The following is a 16,168-nucleotide window of genomic DNA, read 5'->3' as shown; positions in this document are numbered from 1 at the left end:
ATCAGAGCGGAAATGTGTAAACGCTGTAGGATTGCCTGCTCGTGAACCCGAGTTTCTTTGCCAGCGCCACAGATGGTCTGTTTGTAACCGTGCAGTCCCAGTACGGTGTCTGCCCTTTCTCAAAGCATGTCTGGATAAAACGTTCAGCGGTGAGCTGTGCCAGCCCCTTTCCTCTGTGCGCTTTGGCTGTTTCCACGGCGATGGCGTGCACACCGTCTGCTTCGAAGCAGGTAAAACAGAGGCTTGCCCATTCGTCCTCTCTTACGGTACAATATCCGATTCCCCTGTTCAGAAATGCCTCAACGGATGCCCAGGATTCAAGTACTTTTTCACTCACTGCATCCCGGAAACTGCAGCTGTCTGACGTGAGAACGTCTGAGAATTTCATAACTTGATAGCCCTCGGGTAGAGTGGCGCAGGGTGTGAAATCGGAAGGGGGTATCGTGTGAATTCTCTGCTCCCACACGCTCAGTTCCCTGTGGCTGAACACATGTTCAATAGTTCGGTTCCACTGTTCCGACGTGCTGACAGCTTCAAAGAAAGTAATCCCCTCACCTTTCAGCATGCCTCCCAGCGGGCCGTCGATAAAAGGGTTCAGCTGCTCGAGAAACCGTTCATTTTCCGGGTTGCCTATGAGAAAGACGCCGTCATTGTTTCCAAGCCAGATCAGCGCAGAATCCGGCTGAACGCGGTCGTTTACGAAAATCCTGCCGGGGTTGTTCCCCTTCACGATCGCTGCCGCTTCCAGCTGAACAGTGCTTCCCAGCATGGGCTGGCAGATAGGGAAATCGGTTTTATTTAATTCTGTGATCATCATTTTCATCTCCGAACGCTGGTTTTAGTAAGTTTCTTACATCTGTTGAGAAAGTGAATTTCCTTTAGCGGACTTAATTTAGCGTTTAAAGAACTTCATTTCACCTTTAGCCGCTTTAATTTGACCTTTAATGGACTTCATTTCACCTTTAGCTGATTAAGCTATCGCGGAAGGCTGAAATCCGCACTCACCACGGACTTAATCTCCCCAACAGCGCCTTTACAAATCGTACTTAAACACATAGCTCGCCCGCTCGTAGCCCATCTTTTCCTCATAGAACCGGTGGGCGTCCGCCCGGTGGAGCCCGGATGACAGCGCCACCCGCTCATAGCCGTTCGAGCGGGCCCAGTCGTGTACCGCTTTCAGAAGTTCTGCTCCGTATCCTTTTGAACGGACCGCCGGGTCGGTGACGAGATCACAAACCCAGACAAACCGGCCGTAGTAGAGGGTGATCATCGGCTTAAAGCCGGCCACCGCAGCGATGCGCCCCTCATTTTCCAGCACCATCATCCGGTAGCCGTCCGTTTCCCGGGCCTCCCGTACGAGATTCATATAATCGTCTTCCCTCAGATGCGTCCGCAGCCAGCTCATGACCGGGTACGCAGAACGGATTTCTTCTTCCGAAACAAGCTCTCTGATCAAAGGAATCACTCCTTTTTTTTCCATTCTATCAGATTCCGCCTGCCTGCTCCGCTTCTTTCAATTTCCCGTTCCACTCCTTAAAGCGTTCATTGTGAGAAGAGACCATCGCATGGCGGCCGGCCTCCGGCTCGATAAACTGCTTGGCCCTGTTCACGGCGTTTGCAGCGTCGTGAAAGGCACCTGCGATTAAATTGAGTTTTCCTTCGTGCCTAAGAATATCCCCTGCTGCAAAAACACCCGGCATGTGGGTCGAACTGTCCGCTCCGCCGTCGATCACGCCGTCCCCGGCGACCTCGAGCGACAGACCTGCACTTTCGATCAAACCGGCATCTCTCTCGTACCCGTGACTGATGATCACTTCATCCACTTCAAGTTCGGCCCACCTCGTACATGCCCCGTCTTCAAGGGCCACACAGTCGATGCGTCCTGCTTCCGTGCCTGATCTCAGTTCACAGATCGATGCCCCGAAAAAGCAGCGCACACGGCTTCCGAGGAGGCGCTCCACTTCCGCTTCGTGACCCGACAAATTGTCCCGACGGTGGGTGAGATAAACCTGCTCGGCCAGGGGCTCAAGCTCGTTCGCCCAGTCCACTGCCGCGTTTCCACCTCCGGAGATGAGAACCCGCTTGCCGCGAAAACGTTCAAGGGACTGCACCGTATAATGGAGGTTTGTCAGCTCAAACCGCTCCGCTCCCTCCAGAGGAAGTTTCTGCGGTGTAATGATCCCGCTTCCGACTGCCATAATAACCGTTTTGGAGAGCTGAACCTCCCGATCATCAGTAGTAATGGCAAAAAGGCCATCCTCTTTTTTATCAAAACCGGTCACTTTCGTATTTAAAAGAACGGTCGGACTGAACCTCAGACCCTGATCCACGAGCTGGCTTCGGAATTTTTCCCCGCTGATGGGCGGCTGTCCGCCCACATCCCAGATGATCTTCTCAGGATAGAGCCGCACTTTCCCACCGAGCTCCGGCTGCACCTCGATGATTTTCGTTTTCATTCCCCGAAGGCCGCTGTAAAAGGCCGAGTAGAGCCCTGCCGGCCCGCCGCCGATGATCGTTACGTCATACACATCGCTCATTGATCCAGTCTCCTTTTATGTAAAGGTTTAAAATTAGCCGTTGACAAAACAAACTGAAAGTCCTTATGCTTATTATTGTAAATGATATTGAGAATCGTTATCAATAACTTTTTCAAAAGGATGGTGACAAACGATGTCCCGACTCCAGGCAGCAGGCCTCTCTGCAGGCTATACGGATACACCGATTATCAATCACCTGGATCTCAGCATCCCCGATAAAAAGGTAACCGCCATTATCGGGTCCAACGGCTGCGGCAAATCAACGCTTCTGAAAACGCTCACCCGCATCCTCCCTCATTCCAATGGCTCCATCCTGCTGGACGGGGAACACATAGCAAAGAAAAATACGAAAGCACTGGCCAGGGATATGGCCATCCTGCCCCAGTCTCCTGAAACGACAGGAGGGCTTACGGCAGGCGAACTCGTTTCCTACGGGCGATTCCCCCATCAGCGGGGCTTCGGCAGGCTGACGGCAAAAGACAAATTGATCATCGACCGTGCCATGGAGCAGACCGGCACACTCGATTATAAATATCGCCCGGTGGACGCCCTCTCAGGCGGGCAGCGCCAGCGTGTCTGGATTGCCATGGCACTCGCTCAGGAAACGGACATGATTTTCCTCGACGAGCCTACTACGTATCTCGACCTTACCCACCAGCTGGAAGTACTCGAACTGCTCCAGAACCTGAATGAAACCGAGGAGCGCACCATCGTCATGGTTCTTCACGACCTGAACCACGCTGCCCGCTTCGCCGATCATATCGTGGCCATGAAAGACGGCAGGATCGTGAAAACCGGTACGCCCGATGAGGTGATCGAGCACGACGTTCTAAAAGAAGTGTTTCAGATTGATGCGGTGATCGGCCGTGATCCGCGTACACATAAACCGATGTGCATGACCTACCATTTACTTAAAGGAGAAGACATCAATGAAGAAAACATTACTCGTATCCGCCCTGTCGCTGGCCACGCTTAGTGCCTGCGGCGCAGAAGATTCCGGAAGTGAAGCAGCAGAACAGTCATCAGGTAATGATACGATCACATACGAATCCGAAAACGGTCCTGTCGAGGTGCCCGCTGATCCCGAGCGCGTAGTGGTGCTTGCTTCCTTCGCAGGAAATGTCATGTCACTCGATGTGGATCTTGTCGGTGTAGACGCCTGGTCGATGGATAACCCGAACTTTGAGGAAGAACTCGAAGGGGTTGAAGTGGTCAGTGACGAGAGCCTTGAAAAACTGATCGAGCTTGATCCGGATCTGATCATCGGTCTCTCCAACACCAACAACATTGACCGCCTCGAGGAGATCGCCCCTGTGGTGACTTATACTTACGGCGAAGTGGATTACCTCACTCAGCATATTGAGATCGGGAAGCTTTTGAACAAAGAAGACGAAGCACGCGCCTGGGTTGATGACTTCAAGGAACGGGCCTCGGCCATGGGTGAGGAAATAAAGGAAGAAATCGGAGAAGATGCCACCGTCTCCGTCTTTGAAAACTTCGACAAGCAGCTTTATGTTTTCGGAGACAACTGGGGACGCGGTACTGAAATCCTCTATCAGGAAATGGAGCTTGAGATGCCTGAAAAAGTAGAGGAAATGGCACTTGAGGAAGGCTACTATGCCCTTTCAGCAGAGGTGCTGCCTGAGTTTGCCGGTGACTATATGATCTTCAGTAAAGTCGCCGACACCGACAACTCCTTTACGGAAACCGAGACGTATCAGAACATCCCTGCAGTGGAAAACGGGAACGTCTTTGAAGCAGAAGCGATGAAATTCTACTTTAACGACCCGCTGACGCTTGAATACCAGCTTGATTTCTTCGAGGAGCACTTCCTCGGTTCAAAATCCTAATCAACTCTTATACGAAATGAAGCGATAACGATGCACACCGAGCCAAAAAAACCGCCTTTTTCAATCTTACTACCTGCCGCCCTGATCCTCCTGGCCGCTGCGTTCACTCTTGCCCTTTCGGCTGGAGCTGCGCAGATTCCGTTCCGGGAGGTCATGCGCGCCCTGTTTACAAATGAAACCGGAGAATCGCTTTCAATCATCCGGGAAATCCGGCTGCCCCGTGAAATCGGGGCAGCCGTTGTCGGTGCAGCGCTTGCAGCCGCGGGAGCACTCATGCAGGGGATGACGAGAAATCCTCTTGCAGATCCGGGCCTTCTCGGCCTGACTGCAGGTGCCAACGCGGCACTGGCCGTCACCATTGCCTTTATTCCGGGTACGAACTATTTTTCCATCATGATCGCCTGCTTTATCGGTGCAGCCGCAGGCGGGGCCCTCGTGTTTGGAATCAGCCGGCTCCGCAGAGGGCCAGTGTCGCCTTTCAGAATCGTTCTTGCGGGGGCCGCCGTATCGGCGTTTCTCCAGGCAGTGGCAGAAGGACTCGGCCTCATGTTCCGCATCTCACAGGAAGTATCACTGTGGACGGCCGGCGGGCTTCTTGGCACGAATATGAATCAGCTTCAGCTCGTCGTACCGGTCATCGGCATCGGGATTGTTGTCGCGCTCATTCTCTCCAGACAGGTCACGATCCTGAGCCTGAACGAAGAAGTCGCTGCAGGCCTCGGCCAGCATACCGAGCGGGTGAAAGCTGTCCTGTTTGTGGCCGTTATTCTTTTGACAGGCGCATCGGTAGCTCTTGCCGGTAACCTGGCGTTTATCGGTCTTATGGTACCGCACATTGTCCGGGCCGTGGCAGGGACCGATTACCGTTTTGTGATTCCATTGTCCGCCATTGCAGGTGCGGTGTTCATGCTTCTTGCCGACACGCTCGGCCGGACCATTCACGCCCCTTACGAGACACCGGTTGCGGCCATTATTGCCATCATCGGCCTGCCGTTCTTTCTCTGGGTCGTAAGAAAAGGAGGTCGGGGCTATTGATTACACATCCGGGACAGGCAAAAAAACACCGCATCGTCCTCATTGTTCTCGTTGCCCTGACCGTTCTTATGATGGCAATCCGTCTGAGCGCCGGATACTCGGCCCTGTCTTTCTCCCGTGTGGTGCCGGTGCTTTTCGGTCAGGGAACCTTTCAGGAATCGTTCGTGCTGTTTTCCATCCGTCTTCCGCGGATGATTGTCGTGCTGCTTGCAGGGATGGCGCTTGCTCTCTCCGGTGCCATCCTGCAGGGGATCACCCGCAATGATCTGGCGGATCCGGGCATTATCGGGATCAACTCCGGTGCCGGGGCCGTCGTTGCGGTCTTCTTTCTGTTTTTTCCGATCCAGCCCGGCAGTTTCGTCTACGCCCTGCCGGCAGCGGCTTTTGCAGGTGCTTTAGTCACAGCAGCACTTATCTTCCTGTTTGCTTCGGAAAAAGGGACCGGGGCGCTGAACCCGAACCGCTTTATCCTCACCGGCGTCGGATTTTCCCTCGCCCTCTCGGGACTGATGATTGTCCTTATTTCGTCTGCCGACCGTCAGAAAGTGGACTTTATCGCGTCCTGGCTTGCCGGCAGCGTGTGGGGGACCGACTGGCCGTTCGTCTGGGCCCTGCTCCCCTGGCTTCTCGTGCTCATTCCGTTTGTTTTGGCCAAAGCCTCCCGACTGAACCTGCTCGCACTCGGAGAACCGGTCTCCACCGGCGTCGGAGTGGCTGTGCGAAAAGAGCAGATTCTGCTCATCCTTGCAGCCGTGGCTCTTGCCGCATCGGCTGTGTCGGTTACCGGGGGCATCCCCTTTGTCGGACTCATGGCGCCGCACATCGCCCGGGCACTCACGGGATCGGCTCACCAGCGGATGATTCCCGTCGCCCTCCTGATCGGCGGTATGCTCCTCCTTGCAGCCGACACCCTCGGGAGAAACCTCACAGAACCGGACGGGATTCCGGCAGGGATTGTGGTGGCCCTGATCGGCGCACCGTACTTTGTTTATCTGCTCGTAAAAAAGTAAACAGATGTGTTGCTGTCTGAAACGATAGTTAAATAACAAGGACATGGAGAATGGTCTCCATGTCCTTGTTTAATGTGAATAGCAGTGTTATTTAAGTGACTCCGTTACCTACAGTCCCTTCTGAAAGAACACCTCAGGATATTTTGTCACTGGTGCGGGTGAGGTACTTCCGGTAAGCTTCCTGGGCCTCAGCAGCCAGGCTGATGCTGGCCCCTACTCTGATTGCTTCTGCAATAAACGCATCATCTGTATCGCGGCAGGGAAGCCCGAGACTTAGAAGACGCCAGTGTACCAGCTCGTGCAGGAGTGATTGGATCACGCTTTCCCTCGAACGTTCTTCGTTTCTGGGCAGGCTCATCTGTATATAGCGTTCATCCTTATCGTGATCAACGATAAACCTTGCATTTCGTACTTCCCAGGGCTCCTGAATCAGTTCTATACCATCTGTGTATTCAACTCCCCAGTGAATACGGCATAGTTTACCTGCTTCTTTTCTGAGCTCCTGTTCGTTAAATGTTTTTCTTTTCATCTGCCTTTTCCTTTCGGATTCCACTTTTCCTTCCCCTTTGTTATTTAAACGGCTCCGCTATCAGCTTCTCCATAACTTTCTTCAGTTACACGCTCTCCAACTGGAAGCTCAATCTCTACTCTACGAATTTCAGCTTCAAGTTCTGCAGGTATCTCAGGAATACCGTGAATAGACTGCGTCAAAGTGCCCTTCCTTCAGACGCTGCAGAAATGTCCCGGCAGAGCTGGTTACCTGGAGCGTCACGAACCTGATTGATAAATAATAATGTACTTTCTTATTCCTATGCAATACCTGTAAACTTTTGCATGGCTGCAGACATAAATACTGCATGTAAATCCATTGTCTGGCTGATCCGCAGTTGATTCTACTATCTTAGTTGGAACCCTTGCAGATACAGCTTTCAGTTCGGCGCTTTCTATGTTTGGCGGGCCTTATAATCGAATAAATAAACCCATTTCATCCATAATAAGGACGATTAAATATATTATGAAGGAGCAGATTGAATGAAGAAATCATTGTTTATGGGGTTATGTCTGTTATTTCTACTTGTAAATATACAAGCTGTATCAGTCAGTGCCGCCCCTATACAGGATAATGATCAGTGTATCAGCCAATCAGAAGTACAGTTTCAAAATGAATTCAGGAGACTTTGGATTGATCATGTACTGTGGACAAGTAATTATATTACAAGTGCCACAACTGCAGGAGCAGAGGATCAAAAGGATGTGCTGGCGAGGCTTTTGAGAAACCAGGAAGATATCGGGAATGCCATAAAGCCAGTATACGGGGAAGATGCAGGAAACAAACTTACGGAACTGTTAAAGGAACATATTGTTATTGCCGGTGAGATTGTAGATGCAGCTAAAGAGGGAAATGAAGAGAAGGTGAATCAGCAGAACAAAGAATGGTTCAGAAATGCTGATGATATAGCGGCCTTTCTCAGTGATGCCAACCCTTTTCTGGAAAATGAAGACCTGAAAAAACTGCTGTATATCCATCTGGACATGGTTGCAGATGACTTAACAGCAAGCCTGGATAAAGACTGGGAAGCAAGAATCGTTTCGATTGATGAAGGAGTCACACATATCATTCTTATGTCAGACGCCATCACTGAAGGAGTTGTGAAGCAGTTTCCGGAGAAATTTAAAAAGTAATATAACAAAAGGCTGGACAAAACAGTCTCTTAATTATGTTAAAAACGGTACCAATTATCGATTTTTGATCGTTGGTACCTTTTTGTAGTCTTAAAAAGGTTTATGAGGCTGGCGGGCGGCCTGCTTCCTCATGTCCACCACCGCCATCAGGGCACATCCTATTTTGTTTTTCACCTGTTTGACTTTTAAAGCACACTCCTAGTTCATGGTTTTTCCTTTAGAAATCACATGGTTTTTTTAGATATCAGAAGAGATATGGATATTTATGTTAAAGTGAAGGTTGGTCATTCATATCTTCTAAAGAGGATTTAATGTATTACGGGGGAGGGCATATGATGGAAAACCAATTTTTCGTTGGCTGGGGTACGCTTGCGCTGATCAATGCTGCACTTGCACAGGGGAAAAATCGAACCGGGTTAAACTGGTTTATACTTTCTCTTTTCCTCGGCCCACTGGCCACACTCATTCTTCTGTTTGTTGAGAAAAGAAGGTTCGAGGGGTGATTTATAAAAGGTGAAATAGCCTAAGATGAGCGTAACACCTAATTCACCCCATAAAAAAGGCACGGAGAATATTCTTCTTCGTGCCTTCAGCAGGGTTTTGAACCAGCGTTAATCAACTTTCGATGGCAGTTCTTGAATTACTGTTATATAAGCGAACAATGCCGACCAGTAAAACCACAAACGCAAGCAGCATTAGCGATGAGGATATAAAACTTACCAGAGAAGGCAATACATAATAAAATAAATAATGGCTGCTGACATACATGAAAGCTTCATGTATAAGGACGACGATGAAAAAGAGTGCACCTTCCTTAAATGATTTCTTCCAGCATACATAGCTTCCTGCTATTAGTAGTACGATGAGTAAAATAGATAACGCCTGGGTGATGAGTGGCAGAATAGTTGCGAATAAACTTTCCATATCTATCTCCTTTTTTATCGTGAATATGACTCAGCTTCCTGACTGCGGGAATGAAGAACGGCTGCCCGTTTGTAAAATACAGGTTAACGATCCTCTCTTTTTACTTCAAATCTGCTGAGTAATTCGTATGGTCTTACTTTAAATGCTTCGTAGGGCAGGTAGTTTGCTTCCATCGCATCGAGAGTTCTGCTTCTGAACTGCTCTCTGGTAATGTATTCACTGATATTTTTTTCATTGAGCTTAGTAAAACAAACTTCCGATGTTTCATTTTCGGCGGTTTCCGGTTTACCGGACTCGTACTCCCCTCTGAAAACAACGCAGGTTACGCCGCGGGTTACGTTTTGATAAATACCGGTTATACCAAGTAAACGGACCTTTACTCCTGTTTCTTCAAAAATCTCACGGTGAACAGCTTCTTCCAGTGTCTCATCTTCCTCAACCTGACCACCCGGCATTTCCATCGTATCAGAACGGTGGAAGTTCCTGACGAGCAGTACTTCGCCCTCCTGATTTGTTATGTATCCACTTACTGACATTGTATGTTTAGGGGAAAGGTATGCAGAGTGATAAGGAGCCGTTGAAGACAGGAAATCCTGTTTAGCTTCTATGTAAAGTTCACCGGATTCTTCTCTTTTTTCTTCTGCTTTTTTGTGCAGATCACTGTTCCTGATCTGCTTTTCAATGCTTTCATAGTGTTCAGTACTTCTGTACTCCCATATAGCTGAAATCTCGTCTTTCCCCTCATTTACCCAGCGGCCTGTCAATTTTGCACCGTGTTTAATCTGATTTGGATAGAGATAAGTGTGAAAAAAATCATTAAAATCGGTCAGCTTTTCAGGCTTGATCTTATACGTTTTTCTTCTGTATATCATTTTTCCAGCCTCCCCTTTCCAATTATTCAGGATCTATCATCACATGAACTTTATTTTATCTGACGGCAGCTGCTCCTTTACGAGTTCCTTAAACGCTTCCACTTCTTTTTCGTTTTCAAAGTATCTTTTCGGGAGGACGATCGCTTTCCGTTCCGACAGCTGCAGCCGGAACATATCGCTGTGCTCGAATGCGGTTAAAATGTCAGCCCATTCATAGTGGGAATGCGATTTTTTTATCCTTTGTTTAATTCCTTCGTGATCTGCCGAATAGGAAATATGGTTCTGTATTAACTGGTCACTGTTGAACTCTTTTTCTGCTTTATAATTACTGAGCATGCGTGTAATCGGGATCATCAGAAAAGCAAGCGCCAGCGCAATCATTACCGAAGTAATCAGCTGGATATCAGGCACGATCAGCTGGTAGCAGACAAACCCGATCAGAATCGCTGTAAAAAACAATCTGTACCTTTCTTTTTTAGTCACGTATAAGTTGTACTGTTTGAATTCTTTCTTCGTCAGCTCTCCGCCAAATTCCAATTCCTTATTTTCGAACAGCGTACTCAAAATTCCACTCCTAATACTCGTTATTTTACATGCCCGTGAATGGCTTTTCTGGTTAATATTAACCTGGTGGTGTAAGTAAGCCTTGATCATTGCCCTCCCCGATCAGTAAACTCACCACTTAAATATGTATTCATCTGCTCTCTCAGGCTTTATTGACCTGCTGATTTTTAACAAACCGGATGAACCAGTACAGCCCAATCCATGGCAGCACAAACCAGGTCATCCATTCGATCAGACCCGCAAAAAAGTATACAGGGTAAATAAAATAATCAAGATAGCTGGATAAGTAATAGTTAAAAATACTATAAACCACATACACCACGACAAAAAGCACCGCACCCGCAAGTGCATATAACACATACTTCAATTTTCAGTCCTCCCTCCAACTTTCCAGTACTTATTGTACATGACTTCTGCCGCCTCGTCTGTAAAATTCCCCCAGACTATCTCCCTATCTTTGAAAAAAGTTCCATATACATGCTCTAAAACCGGTGATCCCTGCATACATTAGGCGTGTCAAATACCATCGATAAAGGAGGCCGCCAGATGAATACACAGACACACCGCCATCTTCCCATCACAAGACAAACGTACCGTCACGCTGCCCGCCGAACTAATCGCCGACATCGTTCTCCTATCCAGAAAGCACGCACCAGCGCTCCCTACGAAAGCCCTTACGCCCACCGTATGCCGGCCTACCTGTCCATCATCGGGCTGACTGCTGTCCTCGCTGTGATGTGGTTTCTCGTCCAGGGTGCGATTCATCCGTAAACCCGGTTCCAATAATGGTAGAATAAAGTAATAATATTGAAACGAGGGATGGCGATGGATCACTCAGGGATGCACAAAAATCACGACGACGGTAAAAGAGAAAGCCACTACATGGAACACAAACGCGCAAGACGAAATAAATCCAGGAGCCAGCGCCGCTCCGCAATCTATGGCCTGCTCGGACTGATAGGCGGACTCTGGCTCCTATGGTTTTATTTTCTGTAAGCCGGTTTAAGAGTTTTACGTTTCCGTAAAGAACTCGTAAATTGTCCCACTTTCAGAGTCCTTCGAGTTATGATGAAGCCAGATCCGTTTCCCCCTTTTTGGATCCTATAGAAAAAGAGCGGCCCTGTTCGAGAACAGACCGCTCTTTTTTAGTTATGTACCCCCATTCAGCACCATTTTCCCCTTTAGGCAGCACGTGCCCTTCATCCGTTTTAAAAGCGGGCACCGGAGCACCTCGTCCACGGCAAAAAACAGAATCGCTGCAGTTAAAACTGTGGACTCATGTTTGACACCCTTGTACCCCTTCTTATCATCCTATATTTTCGGCACCTCACATTTGACACCCATTTACCTGCTCCTTATCATCCTATATTTTCGGCATCCCACGTTTGACACACATTTACTCCTTCTTATCACCCTATATTTTCGGCATCCCACGTTTGACACCCATTTACTCACTTCTAATTACCCTGTATTTTAGGCACCTCACATTTGGCACCCATTTACCCGCGTCTTATCACCCTGTATTTTAGGCACCTCACATTTGGCACCCATTTACCTGCTTCTTATCACCCTATATTTATGGCACCTCACGTTTGACACCCATTTACCTGCTTCTTATCACCCTATATTTATGGCACCTCACATTTGGCACCCATTTACCCGTCTTATCACCCTGTATTTTAGGCACCTCACATTTGACACCCATTTACCCGCGTCTTATCACCCTATATTTTTGGCACCTTACATTTTGCACCCATTTACCCGCGTCTTATCATCCTATATTTTCGACACCTCACATTTGACACCCATTTACCTGCTTCTTATCACCCTATATCGGCAGCTTTCGGCGTTTAAAACCCCACTCACCCGCAAACTCCAATTAAACATTACCATATTATTCTTGCTTTTTTCCCCTCCCTTCTTCTACTCTATATATAGATAATGGAAAATTCAGATAAAAAGGAGGATGACGATGCACACGAAGGAACTTACCGAACAGATTACCCGCCTCGAGCGTGAAATCCAGCAGAAGAAAAACGAGCTGGCACAGCTTCGACGGACCCAGCCGCAAAAAGAGGTGGAAAACGCTGCATTTCTCACCCATCAGAATGAACGGGTCACTCTTGAGGATCTCTTTGAGGATAAAAACGAACTGATCCTGATTCATCACATGGGCAAGCGGTGCAGCTACTGCAGCCTCTGGTCCGACGGCTTTAACGGAATTTATCCGCATCTAAGTCAAAAGGCAGCCTTTGCCGTTGCCACACCGGATCCGCCTGATACACTGGACAGTCTCCGTGCCGAGCGCGGGTGGACGTTTCCGCTGGTTTCGGACGGGGATACACCGCTCAGAAGCGACCTGGGCTTTCAGGTGGACGACCTGTTCTATCCCGGCGTATCCGTGTTTCAGAAAACCGGTGACGGCCGCATTGTTCACACAAACCAGGCTATGTTCGGCCCCGGAGACGACTTTTGCTCTGTGTGGCATCTTCTTGACCTTCTGCCTGGTGGACGGAGCGATTTTGACCCTGCAAAAACACACGGCGAGCTGCACATGACGGGGAACGTAGCCGTCCAGATCCGCGAGCCGGAAAATGCTGCCCGCTTTTACGAGCACGTCCTCGGCATGACGCTCATACAGGACAAACCCGGGGAGATCGTATTCCAGAGCGGCTCAACCACCTTTTACATGGAAAAAAAAGAAGGCGACGCCGTCTACTTCGAGTTTGCCGCAGCAGACACGGGGAAAATGAAGCAGCGCCTCGTTGAAAACGGCTGTGAAATCGAGAAAACGTACAGCGATACGAGCATGCTGGTGAAAGATCCGTACGGACTCCGGTTTCATCTGTTTGAAAAATAAGCAGGAGCTTCATCCGGGAACCCATCATTTGATATACTAAACCGGACAATTTAAAAAGCTTTAGAAGCACGAACTGTCTGACTCAACATAAAAGGAGCTGACCACTTATGACAGAGCTGTTTAAACGGATTGACACCGTCTTTCTCCAGGTTAAAAACATCGATCAGTCGCTTGCCTGGTACACGGAAACGCTTGGACTCACCGTCCGCTGGCACGAAAAGGAGGGAGGTTACGCCGCTCTTGATACAGGTGGGGAAACACCACTCACCCTCGTTCAGTCGGATCACGTCTACCCTTCCCCCCACCCGGTGTTTAACTTTTTCGGTGAAAACATCGAGGAGGTCCGCACGCGGCTGAACAAAAGCGCCGTTAGGACAAGCCCAATCATGGAATACGGGACCGTACGCTCATTTGAATTTAAAGACCCTGACGGCCACGTGCTCGGCGTGTGCCATTTTGACGAATAAAGCGGCCAGGACAGAATTGTCCGGCCGTTTTTCTTTGAATCGGGGAGCATAAAAATCGACATATGACATAATTGGTTCCCGATTGAAATAGGGTAGCTTTCAGATAGATCACTTTCCACCCGGGAGGATCATGATGAAACTTCGAGTCGAACTTTTTGTAGCCGATCTGAAAGAATCCGTAAAGTTTTACAGTGAAATCCTTCGCTTTCAGTGTCCGGACAACCTGAGTTCACACTATGTTTCCCTTCAGAGCGGCAGTGCTGTTCTGGGACTTGGTCTGATGGACGGACTGGACGATCGCCACCCGCTTAAGGCAGAAAATCCCCAGGAACGCTGGGGAATCGGGGTTGAACTTGTCCTCGAGTCGGACGACATCGACGGGTTTTACAAACATGTTCTCTCAAAAGGAGTGGATCCTTCCGCTCCCCTGGCTAAAAGGCCCTGGGGCAGTACCGATTTCAGGATTACAGACCCTGACGGCTACTACTGGCGGATCACTTCCACATAATTGGGCCAACTGAAAAAAACTATTAAAACGTTAATATTCCAGCTCATCCTCCACCTTCGTCACCGTCCCGTTTTCCCAGTCTGCCCGGATCACCGCATACCCGACAGCATCATAGAGCTTTCCGCCCTGGGGCCACGATTGACGCGTGTACATTTCCTTCACGTAGCCGCCTGTGGCAAACGTCCTGCGCATGGCCACATTGTCCGAGCGGGTGTGCCCTTCAATACGGATCAGTTCGGGAAAATCACGAAACAGCCGGTCGGTGAGCCATTCCACTGCCGCACGACCGGCACCCCTGCCGCGCCAGTTTTCTTTTATACGGATATCAAACAGACAGATCGGGTCGTCCAGATCAAATACCCGGATGAGCCCGACTTTCTCTCCGCTTTCCGCTGTAATCCAGTACGTGAGGTTTCCCTCGCTTGTATACACATCTTCCTCTATCCGCTTCCTTATATCCTCCGCCACCGGCTCCTCTTCACCGTGAAACGGCCACCTGCTGCCGGTCATAAAATCCATCAGCTCATCTTCCATACTGTTTTCAAACAAATCATACGAGTACATTGCCTGCTCACTCTCCTGTTTTCTCTCTATCTGCTGCGCCCCAGTTCCCTTGCTATGGACGAGCGCTTCCAACGCCCGCCCCGGTAGTTTGTAAGCTGAACGTGGTAATAGTTTATGTACTCGATTACGGCAAATCCGTAGACTCCTGTCACTGCAAGCGCGATCGGCACTGTTTTATCCAGCCAGATGAACTCTGCAACGATCAGGACTGCACCGGCGATGAGCAGAATCTGATTCACTTTCCTGGCGGCAGCCAGAATCCGGCGGAACTGCGGTCCCGGTACCTGCTTTTTTCCTTTAGCCACCTGCCATTTTACATACCAGTACAGCCCGCCCTGGATGAGAATGAAAACAAGGATAAATAACGAAAAAAGAAGCCCGGTACTGCCATAGGTTCCAAACGCCTGAACAAAATATATATATACAAGAGTAAACACACAGGCAGAAGCCAGTTCACCTGTAAACAGGTAAAACAGCCGCTTCTTCAGTTTTTCCATAGCTGCACTCTCCTAAAAAAAGAAATCGGGATCCGTCCCTGTCGGGCGAATCCCGAAAATATTCCTTAGCGTCTGGGGCACAGAGACGTTTATCCTTCTTTTTCCATCATATGTCTACTCTCAGTTTCATTCAAGGTTTTTTATGAGTGTAAGAGATTTTGAAGTGGAAGGATGTGCCGGGTTCCTGGAAGTCGCATCATCTCTCATTCACTTTTCTCAGTTTTGATACGACTCGGGCTTTCTCTCATCATAACTCCTCTGACGCCACTTTGTTTTAATTCGATTCAGGCTTTATCGCATCATAACTCCTCTGACGCCGCCCCGTTTTAATACGATTCGGCCTTTATTGCATCATAACTCCTCTGACGCCACTTTGTTTTAATACGATTCGGGCTCTATCGCATCATAACTCCTCTGACGCCGACCCGTTTTAATACGATTCGGCCTTTATTGCATCATAACTCCTCTGACGCCACTTTGTTTTAATACGATTCAGGCTTTATCGCATCATAACTCCTCTGACGCCACTCTGTTTTAATACGATTCGGGCTCTATCGCATCATAACTCCTCTGACGCCGACCCGTTTTAATACGATTCGGCCTTTATTGCATCATAACTCCTCTGCCGCCACTCCGTTTTAATACGATTCGGGCTTTATTGCATCATAACTCCTCTGACGCTGCTCGGTTTTAATACGATTCACCCTTTATCGCATCATAACTCCTCTGCCCCCACTCCGTTTTAATACGATTCACCCTTTATCGCATCATAACTCCTCTGCCCCCGCCCCGTTTTA

The 16,168-nt window shown here is 49.0% G+C and carries 23 protein-coding genes; 11 read left to right on the top strand and 12 right to left on the bottom strand.

The genetic code is table 11. The annotated features are described in order from the left end of the window. Position 1 precedes the first annotated feature (1 nt). From FGB90_RS00430 to FGB90_RS00420, 3 genes are all read right to left on the bottom strand, one after another. Entirely contained in the window at positions 2 to 817 is an 816-nt protein-coding gene (locus FGB90_RS00430) for a GNAT family N-acetyltransferase (protein ID WP_171051642.1), read from the bottom strand. Positions 818 to 1,033: 216 nt separating this feature from the next. Next, positions 1,034 to 1,480: a GNAT family N-acetyltransferase gene (locus FGB90_RS00425; protein ID WP_138808564.1), complete on the bottom strand. Its 447-nt coding sequence runs from the start codon at positions 1,478 to 1,480 to the stop codon at positions 1,034 to 1,036. Between the two features lie 4 nt (positions 1,481 to 1,484). Then, the gene (locus FGB90_RS00420) at positions 1,485 to 2,537 is read right to left on the bottom strand and encodes an NAD(P)/FAD-dependent oxidoreductase (protein ID WP_138808562.1); all 1,053 of its coding nucleotides are present in this window, start codon (positions 2,535 to 2,537) and stop codon (positions 1,485 to 1,487) included. Between the two features lie 133 nt (positions 2,538 to 2,670). On the opposite strand from FGB90_RS00420, the gene FGB90_RS00415 reads away from it, so the two are divergent. Genes FGB90_RS00415 through FGB90_RS00400 form a run of 4 tightly spaced genes read left to right on the top strand, consistent with a single transcriptional unit; the run spans position 2,671 to position 6,432 of the window. Then, positions 2,671 to 3,513, top strand: coding sequence for an ABC transporter ATP-binding protein (locus tag FGB90_RS00415; RefSeq protein WP_138808560.1), 843 nt, complete (start codon positions 2,671 to 2,673; stop codon positions 3,511 to 3,513). Further along, on the top strand, positions 3,467 to 4,387 hold the full coding sequence (locus tag FGB90_RS00410; RefSeq protein WP_138808559.1) for an iron-hydroxamate ABC transporter substrate-binding protein: 921 nt from the start codon (positions 3,467 to 3,469) through the stop codon (positions 4,385 to 4,387). The genes FGB90_RS00415 and FGB90_RS00410 overlap by 47 nt, the downstream gene beginning before the upstream one ends. A gap of 30 nt (positions 4,388 to 4,417) precedes the next feature. Continuing rightward, positions 4,418 to 5,422, top strand: coding sequence for a FecCD family ABC transporter permease (locus tag FGB90_RS00405; protein WP_138808557.1), 1,005 nt, complete (start codon positions 4,418 to 4,420; stop codon positions 5,420 to 5,422). Next, complete coding sequence (locus FGB90_RS00400) at positions 5,422 to 6,432, top strand: FecCD family ABC transporter permease (RefSeq protein WP_246056074.1); 1,011 nt, start codon at positions 5,422 to 5,424, stop codon at positions 6,430 to 6,432. The genes FGB90_RS00405 and FGB90_RS00400 overlap by 1 nt, the downstream gene beginning before the upstream one ends. 133 nt (positions 6,433 to 6,565) lie before the next feature. Here FGB90_RS00400 and FGB90_RS00395 read toward each other — a convergent pair whose 3' ends face one another. Continuing rightward, a complete protein-coding gene (locus tag FGB90_RS00395) occupies positions 6,566 to 6,961 on the bottom strand; it encodes a hypothetical protein (RefSeq protein ID WP_138808556.1) in 396 nt (131 codons plus the stop codon). A 44-nt stretch (positions 6,962 to 7,005) separates the two neighbouring features. Next, positions 7,006 to 7,143: a hypothetical protein gene (locus FGB90_RS19515; protein WP_171051641.1), complete on the bottom strand. Its 138-nt coding sequence runs from the start codon at positions 7,141 to 7,143 to the stop codon at positions 7,006 to 7,008. 321 nt (positions 7,144 to 7,464) lie between these two features. On the opposite strand from FGB90_RS19515, the gene FGB90_RS00390 reads away from it, so the two are divergent. Together FGB90_RS00390 and FGB90_RS19510 are read left to right on the top strand one after the other, a co-directional pair. Next, on the top strand, positions 7,465 to 8,115 hold the full coding sequence (locus tag FGB90_RS00390; protein ID WP_138808554.1) for an acyl-CoA synthetase family protein: 651 nt from the start codon (positions 7,465 to 7,467) through the stop codon (positions 8,113 to 8,115). 332 nt (positions 8,116 to 8,447) lie between these two features. Then, positions 8,448 to 8,618 carry a hypothetical protein gene (locus tag FGB90_RS19510; RefSeq protein ID WP_171051630.1) on the top strand — a complete coding sequence of 57 codons (171 nt, stop codon included), beginning with the start codon at positions 8,448 to 8,450 and terminating at the stop codon, positions 8,616 to 8,618. 112 nt (positions 8,619 to 8,730) lie between these two features. Here the strand turns inward: FGB90_RS19510 and FGB90_RS00385 are convergent, their stop codons facing one another. From FGB90_RS00385 to FGB90_RS00370, 4 genes are all read right to left on the bottom strand, one after another. Continuing rightward, on the bottom strand, positions 8,731 to 9,039 hold the full coding sequence (locus tag FGB90_RS00385) for a hypothetical protein (RefSeq protein WP_138808552.1): 309 nt from the start codon (positions 9,037 to 9,039) through the stop codon (positions 8,731 to 8,733). A gap of 83 nt (positions 9,040 to 9,122) precedes the next feature. Beyond that, on the bottom strand, positions 9,123 to 9,911 hold the full coding sequence (locus FGB90_RS00380; protein ID WP_138808550.1) for an NUDIX domain-containing protein: 789 nt from the start codon (positions 9,909 to 9,911) through the stop codon (positions 9,123 to 9,125). A 39-nt stretch (positions 9,912 to 9,950) separates the two neighbouring features. Next, the gene (locus tag FGB90_RS00375) at positions 9,951 to 10,475 is read right to left on the bottom strand and encodes a YcxB family protein (RefSeq protein ID WP_171051640.1); all 525 of its coding nucleotides are present in this window, start codon (positions 10,473 to 10,475) and stop codon (positions 9,951 to 9,953) included. Positions 10,476 to 10,617: 142 nt separating this feature from the next. Beyond that, on the bottom strand, positions 10,618 to 10,842 hold the full coding sequence (locus FGB90_RS00370; protein WP_138808547.1) for a hypothetical protein: 225 nt from the start codon (positions 10,840 to 10,842) through the stop codon (positions 10,618 to 10,620). Between the two features lie 179 nt (positions 10,843 to 11,021). Between FGB90_RS00370 and FGB90_RS00365 the strand changes: the two genes are divergently transcribed. Further along, positions 11,022 to 11,246: a hypothetical protein gene (locus FGB90_RS00365; RefSeq protein ID WP_138808546.1), complete on the top strand. Its 225-nt coding sequence runs from the start codon at positions 11,022 to 11,024 to the stop codon at positions 11,244 to 11,246. Between the two features lie 54 nt (positions 11,247 to 11,300). Next, on the top strand, positions 11,301 to 11,471 hold the full coding sequence (locus tag FGB90_RS19505; protein WP_171051639.1) for a hypothetical protein: 171 nt from the start codon (positions 11,301 to 11,303) through the stop codon (positions 11,469 to 11,471). 67 nt (positions 11,472 to 11,538) lie between these two features. On the opposite strand, the gene FGB90_RS19500 is transcribed toward FGB90_RS19505, so the two are convergent. Further along, positions 11,539 to 11,697 carry a hypothetical protein gene (locus tag FGB90_RS19500; protein ID WP_171051638.1) on the bottom strand — a complete coding sequence of 53 codons (159 nt, stop codon included), beginning with the start codon at positions 11,695 to 11,697 and terminating at the stop codon, positions 11,539 to 11,541. Positions 11,698 to 12,447: 750 nt separating this feature from the next. On the opposite strand from FGB90_RS19500, the gene FGB90_RS00360 reads away from it, so the two are divergent. From FGB90_RS00360 to FGB90_RS00350, 3 genes are all read left to right on the top strand, one after another. Further along, on the top strand, positions 12,448 to 13,335 hold the full coding sequence (locus FGB90_RS00360) for a DUF899 family protein (RefSeq protein WP_171051637.1): 888 nt from the start codon (positions 12,448 to 12,450) through the stop codon (positions 13,333 to 13,335). Between the two features lie 107 nt (positions 13,336 to 13,442). Continuing rightward, positions 13,443 to 13,802, top strand: a complete 360-nt coding sequence (locus FGB90_RS00355) for a VOC family protein (RefSeq protein WP_138808543.1) — start codon at positions 13,443 to 13,445, stop codon at positions 13,800 to 13,802. Between the two features lie 130 nt (positions 13,803 to 13,932). After that, positions 13,933 to 14,310 (top strand): VOC family protein, encoded by a 378-nt coding sequence (locus FGB90_RS00350; protein WP_138808541.1) that lies wholly within the window; start codon positions 13,933 to 13,935, stop codon positions 14,308 to 14,310. A gap of 30 nt (positions 14,311 to 14,340) precedes the next feature. Here the strand turns inward: FGB90_RS00350 and FGB90_RS00345 are convergent, their stop codons facing one another. Then, a complete protein-coding gene (locus tag FGB90_RS00345) occupies positions 14,341 to 14,874 on the bottom strand; it encodes a GNAT family N-acetyltransferase (protein ID WP_138808540.1) in 534 nt (177 codons plus the stop codon). Between the two features lie 26 nt (positions 14,875 to 14,900). Further along, positions 14,901 to 15,371 (bottom strand): hypothetical protein, encoded by a 471-nt coding sequence (locus tag FGB90_RS00340; protein ID WP_138808538.1) that lies wholly within the window; start codon positions 15,369 to 15,371, stop codon positions 14,901 to 14,903. Positions 15,372 to 16,168: the final 797 nt, after the last annotated feature.

It is taken from the genome of Alteribacter natronophilus (genome assembly GCF_006007885.1).
Taxonomy (GTDB): domain Bacteria; phylum Bacillota; class Bacilli; order Bacillales; family Salisediminibacteriaceae; genus Alteribacter; species Alteribacter natronophilus.
This window is presented reverse-complemented; position numbering and strand designations above follow the sequence as displayed.